The organism is Bacillus sp. FSL L8-0193 (assembly GCF_037976065.1).
Lineage (GTDB): Bacteria > Bacillota > Bacilli > Bacillales > Bacillaceae > Bacillus > Bacillus paralicheniformis.
This window is the reverse complement of sequence record NZ_CP150261.1, coordinates 2,237,247-2,254,700: the sequence shown is the minus strand read 5'-3', so window position 1 is coordinate 2,254,700 and position 17,454 is coordinate 2,237,247. Positions and strand designations below refer to the sequence as shown.

Here is a 17,454-nt window from a genome sequence, read left to right as displayed (position 1 = left end):
ACTTACTTTTTAAGTTAGTTCCGCCGTTCAAATGACTAATCCAGATTTTGATCGATCGTTCCTTCAAAATAGTCATCACTGACTTGTTCATGAGTTTCAGCCAATCCTTTTTCCAACTGCGTGGCTCCTTCATAATCCGAGGGGTCAAAATATTTTCCTGCCACATCCGTGCTGTCATTCATGTTTTCTTTGTTATCAGTTTCAGTATTAACGTTCTCTGTCTTAGCATTGCTGTCTAACGATTGCTGAGAATCGTATTCCTTGTCTGCTGAAGAAAATCTTTTGTAGTCATCGGGTCTGTCTGCTCCATGTTTTTGCGTCACGTTTATCACTCCATATTATTGAATTTTATGTTTCCTTTAAAATAGAAAGGGGCATTTTCAGTCTGATGATCATTCAATACAATGGTTTCACTCCTTTGCGAATTGTGCTGAAATATCAACTCTTTTTATTGTGTCTGTTGAGGTGGTATTCATTCGCTTTTTCGGGAAATCAATCTTCAGCCCTATATCAAGGGAAAGAGAACAGGCGCACAAAAATCATAAAGCAAAACCGGGCGTGCAGCAGGAACGACGCCGATCCTTTCAATGGCAGACATCAAACAGGATAACTTCCTATTCGATGATTAAGGCTTATGTATTTAAGAACATGTGAACTTACGTTGGGCGCCTCCTCTGGGGGATAAAAGCGGAAAAAAAGCGAATTCAACTCTGGATATATTTTTCCTGCCTGTTTATGCTTTTTTGTTTCTATATGATGAAATGGTTGTTTTCAATGATGCATATGAACCAATAGCTGCGTAACCATAGAATCCGCCCATAAATACTCCAGCTATGAGGCTGTGTCGATGGCTTATGCAAACAGATATGATTAAGCCTAGTGCGATCGCAATTGATGGGACATACTTTTTGGGAACCTTGAGAAAAATTTTAATTATCTGTGTGACGATCAAAATAATTGGCACTGCTATAACAGCATCCCAAAAGTTTGTATGAATGATTGGAAAATCCAAAAAAGACACCACCTTTTTCATCAGTATTTCTTGATTTGCTGAAAAGTATTTAACCCGAGCAGCAGAAAAACTTACGGATCGCATAAATGAGGCAGTATATCAGCTTCAAGAAACATCACAAGCGCTCTCAGTCATGATGTTGTTGTTTAGCTTAGAAATAAGTTTTGAATTATCTTTTTGCAGCCGTTTCATTAGCGGCATTTTTTATGCGCTTGAAATTCTTGATTAAAGAATAGTTGAAAGGATCTATTCACCAATTCCTTTCCGTATAGTGGTAAACTCTTAGTTGGTCATTACTTTTGTCATACATTTTTCGGGAAGCGAGGTATTGCATATGATCGGTTCAATACTTGGAGAAACGCTGGCTTTAGATATCATGAAAGTTGATTTATCGATGAAGAAAGAATTTTTGACAGAGCTGAAAGCTTGCCGCAAAGAGCTAGAAAAAGACAAAACGGAGTTCTCTGATTCTAAAAAGACGATCACCGAACCACAGTTGTCGTCTCATTCGTGGCAAGGCAGTCTTGCTGACTCCTTTAACCGTATTCGAGGCCTGATGAAGACTGCCTACAATGACATCAGCGGAAAACAGCTTTCTGATGTTTTAAGCAAAATCGATGAACGAATCAAATCTTTAGAAGAGGATATTCAATCGCTCAGCCAGGAAGTTCGTTCTTTAGAGAAAAAGATTGAGAACGCGAAGCGCGAAGCAAGGAGTAAATGAAAAATGGGTCAAGAAATAAAAGTAAATACTGGGGAAGTCAAACAAGAGCTTTCTAAAAAAATTCCCTAATGAACTAAGAGAGTTTTATTTAAGAGTAGGGTATGGTTTTATTTGTAATCTTGATAAAACCCATAGAGATAGAGTAATGGATCCCCATGAACATGTTAGTCTTTTTTGAAGGGTGAGGGGACATATCTTACTCTAGATTTAGAACGGGAAGAAGAGAACGGTATTTGTCCAGTATATTATTTTGACAAGAAAATAGCGGCATCACTCGAAGAGTTTTTGAAGAAAATGGATGAAGAACCAGACTATTATATTCATGCTTAAATTGACTTGAGAATTGATTAACTTTGAAGAACTACCTTGATTGGCTATTGCCTGTCAAGGTTTTTTATATTTACTCCGAAAAAAATCGAAAAAAGGGGCATAGAATGGGAGACACACCTATTCCTGATCAAATGATGTATTGAATGATAATGAAGGTCGTCAGCTTCACAGGAGGAGCCGATGGAGTCTATGCAGTATTGCACGTGGTCGCCATCACAGGGCAGTAAGATTTAGTAGCCTTTCAATGCCTTCTTCTTTTCTTTTTTTAAATTATGTGTCATAGTACCGATATAATGATTAAGTAGAATTGAAAGAGTGATGTCCATTGTTATCTTTAGGAAATATTATAACAATAGAATTTGAAAACGAAATTCAAGAATATGTCCTTGCGAAAAGCAAAGTATTATCTATTGAAGACAATGTTTTAAGAGTGCATTATCCTGTTGATGAAGAAACGGGGAGAACTGTTATTATTCCAACAAATACAGCAGCAACAGTTCATTTTATAAATGAGCAACAAGTCCCATATAAATTTAATAGTGTAATAAAAGGCCGGGAAATTTATCAGGATATACCTGTACTAAATATGTATTTACCTGAAGAAGTTCAAATGAAAAAAGTTCAAAGACGGCAATTTTTTAGAGTCAATACAACGCTTCCCGTCACTGTTCGCTCATATGGATCTGGCTCAATGTTTAAAACATATACAGCAAATATCAGTGCTGGAGGCGCTGCGTTAATCATTGAAGAAACGCAAAAACACGAACCGGAAGAAGATTTGAATATAAGTATCCATCTGCCAAATGAGGGACATGATGAAGATGTGATTGACGTCCATGCTCAAGTTAAACGCACTTACATTGATCGCAGAACAAACAAACAGCTCATGACAGTTGAATTTATCAAGATGAATGAACATGATGAGCAAACCCTTGTACATTATTGCATAAAATTGCAATTGACAGAAAGAAGGAAATTGAAAACTGAATGAATGGAAGTTTAGGAATACAGTGATCTGCCTGATATCCCTCAATTAATTCAGAAGAGATGTTTCGTCCCCGCCATATACATTTATAGAAACCTGTTGGCAAGTTGGCGTCCAACTCTGCCAACAGAAGTCATCAACTGCACTGAAGTGTAGGAGCCTTCATATGTAACAGATATTCTGCATGAAAACGGCAGATCGACAAGCAACATCGTCGGTGAAGCAGTGGAATCCTAGGCTGCGCCGGCCGATTTCAAGGTCAAAAAAGAAGCTTGAGTTCTCGTCGCATAAGCTTGAAATGCGTTATCAAAAAAGGTGACATAACCGGGATTTAATGGTCGCGACCGCTGAACCAACGAAAAAAAGAGAAGCCTTTTTTCTTCTGCCAATGAAGCAAAAGGGCTTTTTAATTTGCTGAAAAACTTCTTTTTTGAAGCAAAGCACCAAACACCAGTAGAAAAAGGCGGTCGTAAGATTTCTGTGAGCTCTCGTCTGGGAGAATCGAATACGAATTGAAAAAAGGTTGAGAAATTGCTTGATGACAAATTAAAACCGATCAAGACTTAGTTAAAAAAGGCCGTTTGGGATGGCTTATTTTAAAAGGAAGATTACGATGAGAAACCAGGAGATTATCAAAAAGGCAGAAATAACGTTTGCTATTCTTAAAAGCGGTGGACTGGTGATTCCAGCTTAAGTATCAACGTGATGATGGCCGTGTCATTCGGATGGACCATGATGCCCAGAAATCCTGAGAAGAACGGTTTCTGGACTGCGTACCATAAGAGCTGGTGTGAAGGAAATTGAAACCTAACATTATTTAATTCGTATCTATAGTAATTTGAACATTATAGGGAGTGTTAAATTGAAGATTGCACTATTGATTATTGCAGGTATAATAATTTCTCTTGGTTTAGTAATAGCAATCGGTATTCTTATGTTTCGGAGGGAAATAAAAAAGTTAAATCCAGAGTATATTGTACAGTTTGTTAAAGCAAAATCAGGAAGCGGGAATGTCTCATTATCCATAAAGCACAACGATGAGAATTGGGTTGATGTTAACGTAAACGAGCAACTCCCTCTGGCAAGTACTGTGAAAATAATCTTAGCCATTGAATATGCACAACAAGCAGCAGCAGGAAAAATCGATCCGCAAAAAGAAGTAAGATTAAAGGAATTAGAGAATTTCTATATCCCAAAAACAGACGGCGGTGCGCATGAGACTTGGATTATTCAATTGAAAAAAGACAAAGAGATAGATCGTGTTCCATTATGTGAGGTAGTCAACGGGATGATTGCTTACAGTTCTAATGCAAATACTGAATACTTAATTGAGGTGCTGGGGCTTCAAAACATCAATCATGTTCCAAAGAGCTTAGATATGTTAAAGCATGAGCCTATGTATCCCATTGTAAGTGCACTTTATATACCTGCCCAACTGATGAATGAAAAGAACTTATCGAAAAAAGAAGTCCTAGAAGTAATGAAAAACATGGATATGCATGAATACCGTAATAAAGCGATTGAAATTCATAATAGATGGCTGAGCCAACCACTAACTGATCAAGAAAAAAAACAATTAAGAAAAACTTTGGACAATGATTTTCAAAAAATTTGGTCCGACCGTTTGCCCCGATCAACGACTAGAGATTATGTATCTATTATGAAAAAGCTAAATAGCAAAGTATATTTTAGTGAAAGTGTATATCAATATCTTGATCCAGTAATGGAACAAATAATGAGAAATCCAAACAATTGTGAATGGCTTGTTCATGCGGGACAAAAGGGAGGATCTACCGCGTTTATTCTTACGATTGCAATGTATGCGACAGATAAAGATGGAAACCAGACAGATATTGCATTTTTTGCAAATGATTTAACTCCAGTCGAGAAAGCAAAACTTTCTCGAAATATGAATGGGTTCCTGCTGAAATTTTTAAAAGACTCTAAATTCCGCGCCCATATCAAAAAAGAATTATCTATTTTAGATTTGCCTGGTTCACTTTCATGACTATCCCCCATCGGAAACCACGCTCGCGGTCTTTGCCGTATTTTGCCAAAATATAATTTCAATTCTTGGTTACTCGAAATCAATAATCTTAGCTGTTTAATCTCATCTTAATAGAGACACGCAGCGTAAAGAGTTTATCAATGTTGAAGTGCTTCCCGCAGTTTAGTAGCATTTTGAATATTGTTTTGTCTAATAAAGCAATACCAATCATTAAGCATTTTACCGACTTTCTCAAACGCAACTTTAGGTTCCAATGCCACCAGCATCCTTTCATATAGTTGATTTTAAATATTCAAAAAATTAAACCTTGTCTTTTTCTGCATATGATTCATTTTACATAAAGGATCATTTTTTGACAATGATTTTCCTTTTTTGACATTTGAAAATAACAAGTTGAACGTGTCAGGGTCTAAGACCTACTCAATAAGATTCATTTTCATGGATTGACAGGATTTATTCACCAATTCTTTTCTATAAAGTGGTAAAATATTTCGTGGTATGTCACTTTAGTATTAGAGGAGAATGCTATGAAAACTCTTGACGTTCAGGCGTTGCACAAAGCCATTGATCAAACGCTGGAACAATTAAAACATCAATCTGATGAATTCGCCAAAGTCAAAAAAGCCGTAGAGGGTATTACATCACTTGATGATGCTTTAAAAGGAAAAGGCGGAGACGCGATCCGCGCCTTTTACGAGGAGTGCCACACTCCTTTTTTGCGGTTCTATGATACTTTCATAGTGGAATATCGTTCCACGCTGAAGAAATTGAAAAGCGCGCTGAATTCCCTAGAACCAAACCACAACGGATTTATTTCACAGTCCTTTCTCGAACACGAGCTGGAACAAGGGGTGAATGCGGCCGACCGCACAACGAAGCGTTTGGTATCTAAAACAAATGCCTCGATCGCAAAAGTCAGCCACATCGCCGATTTGCCTGATTTGAATGACAGCGATTTTCACGAACAGAACAGGAAAGCATTAAAGGAAATCAATCAGACAATTGAAAAGCTGCACACTTTTGACCGCGAACAGACAAGCGCTCTTAAAACTGCTGAACAAGACCTTGAAACGATGCAAAAATACATCACAGAGCTTGAGAAAATGTACACAGGCCCCAAAATCGAGATCACAAGCTATAAAAAAGGCTCAATTTTAAAACCGGATGAGAATACAAACATTAACGGTCCGGTCGGCGGTTTAAAGGGAGAGTTAGAAAATGCTGAGCCTTCGCCGATGGAAATCATGCTAAAAAAATTGTCCGATCAAGAAGAATCTGAAGTCGATTCACTTACCAAAGCAGATCATTTTAAAAAGATTGATACAGGTATTCGCATCATCAAAGGCAAAGTATATAATATGAAGGGATACAAAAAGCTCGGTTCTGTCGATGTCACCGATGAAATCGGTACAGGCAAGGACTTCGTCGGCGGTTCGTACATGCTTTATTCAAACGGTCAAATTGTCCGAAAATACATATCCGGCGGTGAAGTGAAATACGAACTTGTCAGTCGTATACCGGAAAGCAGGGTGAAGAAAAGCGACATTGAAAAAGCTCTTGATTGGGCTAAAGACACAGTTGGAGAATTGTCCGGTGGTTATGATGGTTATAGAGCGATAACAGGTGTTGACCCTGTGACTGGTGAAAAACTATCCGTCACTGACCGTATCCTGTCCGGTGTTTCTGTCATACCCGCTACTAAAGTAGTCAAGGTAGGAAAATATGTTTTCAAAGCGAATAAAGGTGCGAAGACGGCGAAAAGGGTTTCGACCAGTACTGCTAAAAGGCCAGGGGGATATCTCAAGGAAGATGTTGATGAACATGGCTATTTAAGCCCAGGGGTTAATCGTGCACCAGGGAACAAAAATATTGCTTCTGATAATCGAGTACAATCTCACCACCCAATACAAAATGAGTGGGCGAAAAGATGGGCTAAAGAAGGTGGATTTGATTATAACGAAAAGAAAGCATCCGCAATACTTCTCCCGTCAAGCTCGGGGCATTCACACGCAAAAATCTCTTCTATGCAAAGAAAGCGAAGAAAAATCGAGGGATTTAATACTGACATACGTTATGAATTTAATGTGAGTTATAGGGAAATGATTGAAGCAGGTGTTGATCAAAAAGCTACCCGAAAAGCAATGAAGGATGCATATAAATATTTCGATGGTTTGGGAGGTTTTGTAAAGTGATTGATTTATCAATGGTTTCAGATTTGATAAAAAATACTCCAGCAAGTGAAAGTGAAATTCAAGAGTCAGAAGATATTCTACAAGCTAAATTACCAAATGTATATAAGGATTTATTAAGAAATACAAATGGTTTTTCAATTGGTGGTGAGGTGGCTATTTATGGTACAGAAGATATTGTGGAAAGAAACGAGACATGGGAAGTAGATGAATATGCAAGAGGATATGTTGCTATTGGAGATGATGGCGGAGGTAATGTTTTCTTAATGCTTCAAAATGAAAAGGAAACAGAAGTATTGATTGTTGACTCTGGAGACATGGATCCAAGCCATGCTACTGTAATCACTTCAGATTTTATTGAATGGGTGAATAGTGGTTGTATTATAAGGGAATCGGAACAGAAAACAATAAGTGAGCCACCTGATACATGCAATATAGTGTTAGCAAAGCCTCTTGATGGAGGATTGAAAGATTTAATAAAAATAAAGAATATATTAGGTATTGAGATTTCAACAGCGGACCTACTAAAGGGTTCAAAAAATCCCCCTTATTTATTAATGGAGAGATTCCCATATGGAAAGGCAAAGAAACTAATTGAAAAATTAGGACCCATTGGTACGGTGCTGAGTTTAGAGCCGATTGTCAAAGATAATTAATATTGGAAAATTAAAGAGAAATACTGCTGAAATCACCAAAACCTTGATTGGCTATTGCCTTTCAAGGTTTTTTTATGTTCCAGTCCGAGAAAAATCCGACAAAAAGGGGGATAAAATGGGGTCTTTTTCTATTCCATTTTGTCATACGATAGAGACAAGAAAACGAACGTATACCTGAGTCCAAGAAGGAGAGCCTGCGGACACTGATCTTTTGCACACGGATATTGTGCAGCTGATTGGTGGCCGCTTTTTTATTGGCCAGAATGGGAGACGCACCTTTCCCTTATCAAGTGTGTACCCGGATGTATCGAATGATGATGAATGTCGTCAGCTTCACAGGAGAAGCGGCTGGAGTCTATGCAGGATTGTGCGCCTTCAGTTACGGTGTTTGTCGGTGTTGAAAAGGACGGCGCCCCAAAGCCGGAAAGAGAGCCTGTCAGTGCTGCTGCCACGGTTAGAACAGACATTGTTTTTTTCATGCTGATCCCTCTTTTTCATCTACCCTCTCGTTTCCCGGTGAGGATGCAATAAAACATGTGAGTGCGCTTTGTATGTTTTATTGATCCCTTGCAAGGGAAGAGAAATGGGTAATTCGGTATATACACAAGCAAGAAAGGGGAATGGAGATGGCTGACAAGAAAAAAATCACAATAAACGGCGTTGAAATGGAAGCGTCCGAGGAACAGACGGTGCTGCAGCTTTTGAATAACAGCTCGATTGAAGTGCCGCAAGTTTGCTATCATCCTAGCTTAGGGCCGATTGAAACATGCGATACGTGCATCGTCAGCATCAATGGCGAGCTGAAGAGGTCGTGCTCCGCTGAATTAAAGGATGGCGACGTCATTGATACGCTTTCGTCTGATGTGAAAAAAGCGCAGGTTATCGGGATGGACAAGATTTTATATAATCATGAGCTTTATTGTACAGTTTGCGATTACAACAATGGGGGATGTGAAATACATAATACGGTGAAAGAAATGAAAGTCAATCACCAAAGCATCCCGTTTGATCAGAAGCCTTACCATAAGGATGAATCAAATCCGTTTTACCGGTACGATCCGGATCAATGTATTTTGTGCGGACGCTGTGTCGAAGCGTGTCAGGATGTTCAGGTAACTGAAACACTGACCATAGACTGGGAGCGGAAACGCCCGCGCGTCATTTGGGATAATGATGTGCCGATCAATGAGTCATCTTGTGTATCATGCGGACACTGTTCTACCGTCTGTCCATGTAATGCGATGATGGAAAAAGGAATGGAGGGGGAAGCCGGATATTTAACAGGAATCGATGACGAAACGCTGCGTCCGATGATCGAGATTACAAAAGGCGTAGAAACAGGGTACGGCTCGATTCTCGCCATTTCCGATATGGAATCTGCCATGCGTGATGAACGAATCAAAAAAACGAAAACCGTCTGCACATACTGCGGCGTCGGCTGCAGCTTTGATGTCTGGACAAAGGGCAGAGACATTCTGAAAGTCGAGCCGCAGGAGGAAGCGCCGGCCAACGGCATTTCTACTTGTGTAAAAGGAAAGTTCGGCTGGGATTTCGTCAACAGCGAGGAACGCCTGACAAAGCCGCTGATCCGAGAAGGCGACCATTTCCGCGAAGCTGAATGGGAAGAGGCGTTATCGCTGATCGCCAGTAAGTTCACGGATTTAAAAGAGGAGTTTGGCCCGGATTCGCTTGCCTTTATTACATCTTCTAAATGTACAAACGAAGAATCCTACCTCATGCAAAAGCTGGCGAGAGGGATCATCGGCACAAATAATGTCGACAACTGTTCGCGCTATTGCCAATCTCCTGCGACTGCCGGCCTGTTCCGGACAGTCGGCTATGGCGGTGACTCAGGGTCGATTACAGATATCGCGGAAGCGGACCTTGTGTTGATTATCGGTTCGAACACGTCTGAGTCGCATCCGGTCTTGTCCACTCGCATTAAACGGGCTCATAAGCTGAGAGGGCAGAAAGTGATCGTAGCGGATATCAGAAAACACGAAATGGCAGAGCGCTCTGATTTATTTGTCCAGCCGCGTGCCGGCTCGGATATCGTCTGGCTGAATGCGATCGCCAAATATTTAATTGAAAACGGCAAAGCCGATGAACGCTTTTTGCAGGAAAGAGTGAACGGACGGGATGAATATGTAAAAAGCCTGGCGCCGTACACACTTGAATATGCCGAGAAGAAAACCGGAATTGATCAAGAAACCCTCATCCAAATGGCCGAGATGATTGGACAAGCTGACAGTGTGTGCGCATTGTGGGCCATGGGGGTAACACAGCATATTGGCGGAAGCGATACGAGCACAGCAATTTCTAATCTGCTGCTTGTGACAGGAAACTACGGAAAATCGGGTGCGGGCTCTTACCCATTGCGCGGCCATAACAACGTGCAGGGAGCAAGTGACTTCGGAAGCATGCCTGACAGAATGCCGGGGTATGAAAAAGTGACAGACGAACAAGTCCGCCAAAAATACGAGCGGGCGTTGGGTGTGCCGCTGCCGAAGGAGCCGGGCATGACCAACCACGAAATGATCGAAAAAATCCATTCCGGCCAGCTGAAAGCGATGTATGTAAAAGGTGAAGAAATGGGTCTGGTCGATTCCAATATTAATCATGTACACGCCGCATATGAAAAGCTTGATTTCTTTGTGGTGCAGGACATTTTCTTTTCACGTACAGCCGAGTTTGCTGATGTTGTTCTTCCTGCGAGCCCGAGCCTTGAAAAAGAGGGAACCTTTACAAACACAGAACGCCGGGTTCAGCGGCTATATCAGGTGTTAGAACCGCTTGGCGAATCAAAACCGGACTGGCAGATTATTATGGAGGTTGCCAATAAACTCGGTGCTGACTGGCACTATGAGCACCCTGGAGACATTATGAAGGAAGCAGCTATGCTGTCGCCGATTTATGCCGGCGTCACCTATGAGCGCCTTGATGGCTACAACTCCCTGCAATGGCCTGTAAGCGCTGATGGAAAGGATTCGCCTTTACTTTTTACTGAGCGCTTCCCTTTCCCGGACGGCAAAGCCAAACTCTTCCCTGTTCAGTGGACAGAACCTGAAGAGTTCGGTGATGAATATGACATCCACGTCAACAATGGGCGGCTTTTGGAGCATTTCCACGAAGGGAACCTGACCTACAAATCAAAAGGCATTTCGGAGAAAACACCGGAAGTGTTCTTAGAAATTTCTCCTGAACTCGCGGCAGAACGAGGGATTCAGGACGGAACTCTTGTCAGACTCACATCGCCTTTCGGAAATGTCAAAGTGAAGTGCTTGATCACTGATCGTGTCAAAGGGAAGGAAGTATATCTGCCAATGAACGATTCAGGGGAAGCAGCGATCAACCTGTTAACAGGCAGCCATGCTGATAAGGATACCGATACGCCTGCATATAAAGAAACCTCAGCCAAGATGGAAATTTTAAAGCACGACGGAAGCAATCCGCTGCCTAAGATCAATCACCGCAATGGCAATCCGCAGCCGCAAATCGGTGTGCAGGTACAAAAGAAATGGGCGCGAAAGGATTATATTTTCCCTGGTGACGCTGTGAAAAGGGGGATTGGGCATAATGGCTAAAGCGATTAAACGAATTCAGAAAATCGAGATAACCGAAGAGGAACAGAGAAAGCGTGATATGAAAGAAATAGAAGATGCATTAGTCGAAAATAAGGAAGCCATTCTTGAAACGTTGCATATGATTGGCCACATGAACGAACGCGGTGTTTTGCCATTGCTCCGCGGCCTTTTTGGCCAAGGAGATAAAGTTCTTGACATCTTAGTGAAAAAGGCAGATACAGAGGAAACAGCCAATACACTGAAAAATCTGCTTCTTCTGTTCGGAACGCTTGGCATGCTGGATGTAAAACAGCTGGAACCTCTCATTTTGAAAGTGAATGCGGGGGTGGCAAACGCGGTGGAACAGAAGGACAGCGAAGAGAAAACAGGTTATTTTGATATCATCCGCTCGCTCAAAGACCCGGAAATCAACAAAGCAGTTACACTGCTATTCTCCTTTTTAAAAGGAATGGGACAAGATACAAAGGAGCTGGAACGCACGACTCAGTCTCCGGAGCACCAAAAACATCATCAGGAACCCCGAGAGAAAAGAGGAATGAATAAGAGGGATTGACCCCGCCCGAGCCGGCTGTTGCCAGCTCGGGTTTTTTGCAGGCAGCCGGCTAATCAATATGAAATCGAAGCAAAAAGAGCTCACTCAAAAAACAGGAAGATCTTGCGAGCGGGAGTGGTATGAAAAAGTGTTGGATGCAGGCAGCACATTTGCAGGAAACATCACCGGATATTATGATTACAAGAAAGCCACTGAGGGTGTTAATCCCGTTACAGGAGAAACATGTCTCCTTCACATCATGACTTCAAAAAATTCACCATTGTCCCATCTGGATCGGCAATTGCCGAAAATCTATTTAAGTTGTTGGAGGAATGATTCAGTATGTTAACAAGAGAAGATATCTTTAAGCATGTCAAAGAAAAATTCGGTACATTGCCAGATTACCCATTTCAAAAATTTCCATACTATGCTGCCTTAAGACATGAATCTAACGAAAAATGGTATGGTCTTGTAATGAATGTTCTTCCAGAAAAGTTAGGCTTAGATGGAAATGACGAAATAGATATTCTGAATTTAAAATGCCCTCCCGAAATAAGCGGCAGTTTAAGAAATGGAAAGAGCATTTTACCTGGATATCATATGGATAAGGAAAATTGGATATCACTTGTTTTAGAACGTATAGATTCAGAAGAAGAAGTTTATAACTTAATTGAGCAAAGCTTTAATTTAACCAAGTAAATCATGAAATGATCGTTTCGCAAAAGGAACCAGAAAATGTTCAAACTTTTTTATAAAACCGAAACTTAAATTCGTTGGATAAGAATCCATTTTGATCAATCTTTTTTTTCAAAACGGGTTCTTTCTATAATATGTGGGTTCTCATGATGATTTTAATCAACTTTATTTTAAAGCAACAACAACACGGCCATTAACAAAAGAGGCAAACCCTTACGTTCCAAGGGTTTGCCTCTTTTCATTCAATACGTCCCAGGAGAGATTCGAACTCCCGACACACAGCTTAGGAGGCTGTTGCTCTATCCACCTGAGCTACTGGGACACAGAACAATATTATAGTGCAAAAACCAGAAAAAATAAAGAGGTTGCAGCGATTTTTTTTAAAATTTCTTCGGGAAAACATACATCCGGCAGACTTCGCAGCCTGCTGAATGTATGTTTTGGCCTTAACCTTTCAGGTCAATATGATGTCCTGAAACTGGATGTGGGGCCTGCACCATGTCTACGAGCTGCTGTGCGCTTTGTTCAGCGGTGTCCAAAGCCGTCTTTGTCAGCGACATTTGCACGTTTTGATGAAGAGCGGCCTGACTCATGGCCATTGATAAAACAGCAATATCCAACATAACCACCTCCTTAACATGTGTATCGGTTAGAGAGGAGAGGACTTTACTCATATTTACTAATCTGAATATTCAATATAATATAGTTGTAAACTGATCCTGCGGCATCTTAAACAGCATAAAAAAGAAGCCGTCTCTCAATACGGCCACTGATCGGTTCCTTGTTTGTCTATGAATAAGGAGAGGGGCTGTTTTGTATCTTCCGCGATTCTTCAATTCCTGAGCATTTGTCTAATGTTTGTTGTTGATTTCATTCTCAAAGAGGCTGATGATTCTATCATTCTGCTTGACAATCGTTCGCAACATGGCGACAATGTTTCCTGCAAATCCGATCAATATGATCATCAGTATGATGATGATCCACATGGTAAACCACACACCTTTATGCACAAAATTTTCCTTTCGATTCAACATTACCACCTGGTCTTTCACAAAACAACTTTCCTTTTGAAACGGAGGCTGATTTTATGGATTGGCTTGAATTTGTTTCGGCGACGGTTCAATCATTGGCATGGCCAGCTACTTTGATGATGTGCGTTTTGCTGTTAAAGGAACCTTTGTCTGAACGGATGAAGGAATTGATCAAACTGAAATACAAGGATTTTGAATTGGAGTTTGACAAAAGGCTTCAGGAGCTCGTCTCCGTACGGGAAAAAAGGTTATCGGGACTGACTTCTGTACGGTCGGTGCCGGCAGGGGAAAACATGATCGAAAACGCTTGGTCTGATGTTCACAACGTTCTTCGGGAAACAGCCTCAACATTTGATCAAAATGCGCTCCGTCTTGAAAGCGATGAATTGATTCAAATGCTGCATGACCGCGGAATTATACAAGACGACGCGGCATCTGTGCTGTCAGAGCTTTCCGCTCTGCGCCGGGATGCATCGGACAGAGCGAGCATTACCGGAGCCCTGGCATACAAAACACTTTGCTTGGAGGAAGCGAAGCGTTTGCAATTATTAGCTGAACAACAGGCTGCGATTAAATGAAAGGCGAAACTATTCATTTGATACTCTGACGCTTTACATCAGCGCCGGGGTTTTTTGTATTTGAGCTAAAAATGAATTTTCTTTATCGAATTGACGATTTTACGGAGAGGGGCTGATTGCCGGTTTAAATATGATATCATGGTGGACAGGAAGAAGTTTATGATAAGAGAGGGTTTCATTTATATGCTAGAGAAAGCTGAAGCTTTATTGCAGCACTATTATGGCTATCCTTCACTGCGTCCGGGTCAGAAGAAAGCCATTCAATCGGTTGTTTCTGAAAAACGGGATACAGCATGCATTATGCCTACGGGCGGAGGGAAATCAATCTGCTACCAAATTCCTGCGCTCCTTATGGAGGGGACAACCATTGTGATCTCTCCTTTAATTTCCTTGATGAAGGACCAGGTGGATGCGTTAAATCAGCTTGGAATTCAAGCTGCGTACGTGAACAGTTCTTTAGGCCATGGCGAAATCGCTGAGCGGCTTTCCGTTTTAAAGGAAGGCGGCTACAAGCTGTTTTATGTCACACCTGAGCGGCTGACGTCTCCCGATTTTATTCGCGTGCTTTCCCGCATTCATATCCCGCTGACAGCGATTGATGAAGCTCACTGCATTTCACAGTGGGGCCACGATTTCAGGCCGAGCTACAGACATATTGAAAGCTTTTTAAATAGTCTCGGCACCCGTCCGGTCGTATTGGCATTGACGGCTACCGCAACGCCCGAGGTTCATGAGGATATTTGCACACAGCTCGGGATCGAAAAAGAGAGCACGGTTTTCACCGGTTTTTCACGGGATAATTTGACGTTTAAAATTTTAAAAGGCGAAAACAAGGATCGTTTTATCGAATCATATGTGGAGAAAAACCGCTCAGAGGCGGGAATTATTTATACAGCGACAAGAAAGGAAGCCGAAAGAATATCAAGCCGCCTGTCTCAAAAAGGAATTGCGGCCGGGTGCTATCACGGCGGGATGAATGATGAAGAAAGGGACCGGCAGCAGGATCTCTTTTTAAATGACGAGATCAGTGTGATGACAGCGACCTCAGCATTCGGAATGGGCATCGATAAATCCAATATCCGCTATGTGATTCATGCTCAAATTCCAAAGAACATGGAGAGCTATTATCAAGAAGCAGGACGAGCCGGACGCGACGGTCTTGACAGCGAGTGTGTCCTACTATTTTCTCCTCAGGACATCCGGCTTCAGCGGTTTTTAATCGAACAGTCGACAGAAGATGAAGACATTCGGGCGCAAGACGTGAAAAAGTTGAGGCAAATGGTTGATTTTTGCCATACTGAAGGCTGTCTTGAGCGGTTTATTCTTTCTTATTTTGGCGAAGTTTCGACTGAAGACTGCGGCAGGTGCAGCAGCTGTCTCGACACCCGAAGCATCACCGATGTGACGAAGGAAGCACAGATGGTACTGTCCTGCATCATCCGCATGGGAGAAAGGTTCGGAAAAACCATGGTGGCGCAAGTTCTGGCAGGTTCGAAAAATAAGAAAGTGACCGAAAACGGCTTCCAGCAATTATCGACTTACGGAATTTTAAAGAACCGGTCTATTGCCGACATCAGCGATTTTATAGAGTTTTTAATCGCAGATGAGTACATCCAGATGTCCGACGGAACATATCCCGTTCTCTTTGTCGCCAACAAGGGGCGAAACGTTTTGCTCGGCCGGGAAGCGGTGATGCGCAAAGAAAAAATGCAGACAAGTCAAATTGTTAAAGATGACGAATTGTTTGAACGGTTAAGAGCGCTGCGCAGAAAACTTGCCCAGGAACAAGGCGTGCCTCCTTTTGTCATATTCTCTGACGAAACGCTGCGGGAAATGAGCGGGAAAGTTCCCCTGACAGACGAAGAACTTTTGTCAGTCAAAGGAGTGGGAGAACAAAAAAGAGTAAAATACGGCGCTGTATTTCTACAGGAGCTTCAAGCCTATAAAACTGAGAAAGAAGCATAAAAACCCAAAAACATCATATGTAAAAAGTTTTTTTAGTAAATCTCCTATTGCAGATAAAAAAAGATTGGAACCCTTGATACACCTGAATTTATGCCGGTTTTTGGACGGCTGAAACTCCTCCTCGTAAAATAACTGTAATCAAAAACAAATTGTTTTGTTATTGATTTGACATTTTCATATGTTACGATTGCTCCTGTTAGCCGGACAATAAAAAGCTAACAAGGGAGGATTTACTTATGAAGAAGACGTTTATGTCCTTTGTTGCAGTTGCAGCACTATCTTCAACTGCATTCGGAGCGAGTGCCTCTGCAAAAGAAGTAACAGTCCAAAAAGGTGACACCCTTTGGGGAATCTCGCAAAAACAAGGGGTAAATCTGCAGGACTTAAAAGAATGGAATCAGCTTTCCTCAGACCTGATTATTCCAGGACAAAAGCTGAACGTTTCTGAAAAACAGACAGAAGAAAAGAAACAATATACCATTAAAAAGGGAGACACTCTCTGGAAAATCGCTCAACAATTCGGCGTTTCCGTGAACGACCTTAAAAATTGGAACAACATAAAATCAGATATCATTTACCCGAATACATCCATAACTGTTGACGGACAGGCGACGGTTCAAGCTGCTGCGGCGCAGCCTGCGGAAACAAAGCCTGCCGTACAAAAAGAAGCGAAAGTTGAGAAAGCTGCGCCTGCACCTAAGCAGGAAAAAGAAACGGCTTCCCGTTCAAACGAATCTCAAAGCTCTCAAAGCGCTGCAAAAGAACTGACGGTTACCGCAACGGCATACACTGCCAATGACGGCGGAATGACAGGCGTGACAGCTACGGGTTTTGATCTGAATGCCAATAAAAACGCCAAGATTATTGCGGTGGATCCAAACGTGATCCCGCTTGGATCCAAGGTGTATGTTGAAGGCTACGGAGAAGCGACTGCTGCCGACACCGGCGGTGCGATCAAAGGGAACAAAATCGACGTATTTGTTCCAAGCAAATCCGCGGCAAAAAACTGGGGCGTTAAAACGGTTAAAGTAAAAGTTTTAAAATAAGAAGTTTTACCATTGATGGACACTGACCATGGAGATGATCAGTGTCTTTTTTCTGTTTTCTGCATCTTTTTTTCGATTTAGATGTTTTTTTAGATTGGCAAATGGGTAGTTCAATAGA

18 protein-coding genes and 1 tRNA gene are annotated in these 17,454 nt (G+C 41.6%); 12 read left to right on the top strand and 7 right to left on the bottom strand.

The genetic code is table 11. From position 1 onward, the window contains the following. Positions 1-35 precede the first annotated feature (35 nt). Positions 36-323, bottom strand: a complete 288-nt coding sequence (locus MHH76_RS11170; RefSeq protein ID WP_020451786.1) for a YozQ family protein — start codon at positions 321-323, stop codon at positions 36-38. 410 nt (positions 324-733) lie between these two features. Next, positions 734-1,012 (bottom strand): hypothetical protein, encoded by a 279-nt coding sequence (locus MHH76_RS11165; protein WP_039072786.1) that lies wholly within the window; start codon positions 1,010-1,012, stop codon positions 734-736. A 334-nt stretch (positions 1,013-1,346) separates the two neighbouring features. Here MHH76_RS11165 and MHH76_RS11160 point away from each other — a divergent pair, with 334 nt between their 5' ends. The 3 genes from MHH76_RS11160 (at position 1,347) to MHH76_RS11150 (ending at position 5,059) form a co-directional block, all read left to right on the top strand. Then, complete coding sequence (locus MHH76_RS11160) at positions 1,347-1,736, top strand: DUF5082 family protein (protein WP_020451783.1); 390 nt, start codon at positions 1,347-1,349, stop codon at positions 1,734-1,736. A 655-nt stretch (positions 1,737-2,391) separates the two neighbouring features. Further along, positions 2,392-3,057, top strand: coding sequence for a PilZ domain-containing protein (locus MHH76_RS11155; RefSeq protein ID WP_039072785.1), 666 nt, complete (start codon positions 2,392-2,394; stop codon positions 3,055-3,057). 856 nt (positions 3,058-3,913) lie between these two features. Next, the gene (locus MHH76_RS11150; protein WP_023857324.1) at positions 3,914-5,059 is read left to right on the top strand and encodes a serine hydrolase; all 1,146 of its coding nucleotides are present in this window, start codon (positions 3,914-3,916) and stop codon (positions 5,057-5,059) included. 137 nt (positions 5,060-5,196) lie between these two features. On the opposite strand, the gene MHH76_RS11145 is transcribed toward MHH76_RS11150, so the two are convergent. After that, a complete protein-coding gene (locus MHH76_RS11145; protein WP_261378959.1) occupies positions 5,197-5,325 on the bottom strand; it encodes a hypothetical protein in 129 nt (42 codons plus the stop codon). Between the two features lie 261 nt (positions 5,326-5,586). Between MHH76_RS11145 and MHH76_RS11140 the strand changes: the two genes are divergently transcribed. Together MHH76_RS11140 and MHH76_RS11135 are read left to right on the top strand one after the other, a co-directional pair. Beyond that, complete coding sequence (locus tag MHH76_RS11140) at positions 5,587-7,251, top strand: T7SS effector LXG polymorphic toxin (protein ID WP_025811314.1); 1,665 nt, start codon at positions 5,587-5,589, stop codon at positions 7,249-7,251. Continuing rightward, positions 7,248-7,904 (top strand): SMI1/KNR4 family protein, encoded by a 657-nt coding sequence (locus MHH76_RS11135; protein WP_025811315.1) that lies wholly within the window; start codon positions 7,248-7,250, stop codon positions 7,902-7,904. The genes MHH76_RS11140 and MHH76_RS11135 overlap by 4 nt, the downstream gene beginning before the upstream one ends. Before the next feature lie 251 nt (positions 7,905-8,155). Here MHH76_RS11135 and MHH76_RS11130 read toward each other — a convergent pair whose 3' ends face one another. Further along, positions 8,156-8,383 carry a hypothetical protein gene (locus MHH76_RS11130; protein ID WP_155266824.1) on the bottom strand — a complete coding sequence of 76 codons (228 nt, stop codon included), beginning with the start codon at positions 8,381-8,383 and terminating at the stop codon, positions 8,156-8,158. 147 nt (positions 8,384-8,530) lie between these two features. On the opposite strand from MHH76_RS11130, the gene fdhF reads away from it, so the two are divergent. The 4 genes from fdhF to MHH76_RS11110 are packed head-to-tail and all read left to right on the top strand — an operon-like array spanning position 8,531 to position 12,719. After that, positions 8,531-11,488, top strand: a complete 2,958-nt coding sequence (fdhF, locus tag MHH76_RS11125; RefSeq protein ID WP_059230600.1) for a formate dehydrogenase subunit alpha — start codon at positions 8,531-8,533, stop codon at positions 11,486-11,488. Then, positions 11,481-12,041, top strand: a complete 561-nt coding sequence (locus MHH76_RS11120; RefSeq protein WP_059230598.1) for a DUF1641 domain-containing protein — start codon at positions 11,481-11,483, stop codon at positions 12,039-12,041. Before fdhF ends, MHH76_RS11120 begins: the two co-directional genes overlap by 8 nt. A 58-nt stretch (positions 12,042-12,099) precedes the next feature. Then, positions 12,100-12,369, top strand: a complete 270-nt coding sequence (locus MHH76_RS11115; RefSeq protein ID WP_023855692.1) for a pre-toxin TG domain-containing protein — start codon at positions 12,100-12,102, stop codon at positions 12,367-12,369. After that, on the top strand, positions 12,363-12,719 hold the full coding sequence (locus tag MHH76_RS11110; protein ID WP_059230596.1) for an MmcQ/YjbR family DNA-binding protein: 357 nt from the start codon (positions 12,363-12,365) through the stop codon (positions 12,717-12,719). Before MHH76_RS11115 ends, MHH76_RS11110 begins: the two co-directional genes overlap by 7 nt. A 245-nt stretch (positions 12,720-12,964) precedes the next feature. Here the strand turns inward: MHH76_RS11110 and MHH76_RS11105 are convergent. The 3 genes from MHH76_RS11105 to MHH76_RS11095 form a co-directional block, all read right to left on the bottom strand. After that, positions 12,965-13,038 (bottom strand) — tRNA-Arg (locus tag MHH76_RS11105). 124 nt (positions 13,039-13,162) lie between these two features. After that, positions 13,163-13,336, bottom strand: a complete 174-nt coding sequence (locus tag MHH76_RS11100) for a YjfB family protein (RefSeq protein ID WP_076792816.1) — start codon at positions 13,334-13,336, stop codon at positions 13,163-13,165. Positions 13,337-13,567: 231 nt separating this feature from the next. Then, positions 13,568-13,747, bottom strand: coding sequence for a hypothetical protein (locus MHH76_RS11095; RefSeq protein WP_130627118.1), 180 nt, complete (start codon positions 13,745-13,747; stop codon positions 13,568-13,570). Between the two features lie 56 nt (positions 13,748-13,803). Here MHH76_RS11095 and MHH76_RS11090 point away from each other — a divergent pair, with 56 nt between their 5' ends. The 3 genes from MHH76_RS11090 to MHH76_RS11080 all read left to right on the top strand — a co-directional run bounded on the left by MHH76_RS11090 (position 13,804) and on the right by MHH76_RS11080 (position 17,336). Next, the gene (locus MHH76_RS11090; RefSeq protein WP_059230593.1) at positions 13,804-14,325 is read left to right on the top strand and encodes a hypothetical protein; all 522 of its coding nucleotides are present in this window, start codon (positions 13,804-13,806) and stop codon (positions 14,323-14,325) included. A 183-nt stretch (positions 14,326-14,508) separates the two neighbouring features. Next, entirely contained in the window at positions 14,509-16,290 is a 1,782-nt protein-coding gene (gene recQ, locus MHH76_RS11085; RefSeq protein WP_059230636.1) for a DNA helicase RecQ, read from the top strand. Between the two features lie 236 nt (positions 16,291-16,526). Then, complete coding sequence (locus tag MHH76_RS11080) at positions 16,527-17,336, top strand: 3D domain-containing protein (protein WP_023855696.1); 810 nt, start codon at positions 16,527-16,529, stop codon at positions 17,334-17,336. The last annotated feature ends 118 nt before the right edge of the window (positions 17,337-17,454 follow it).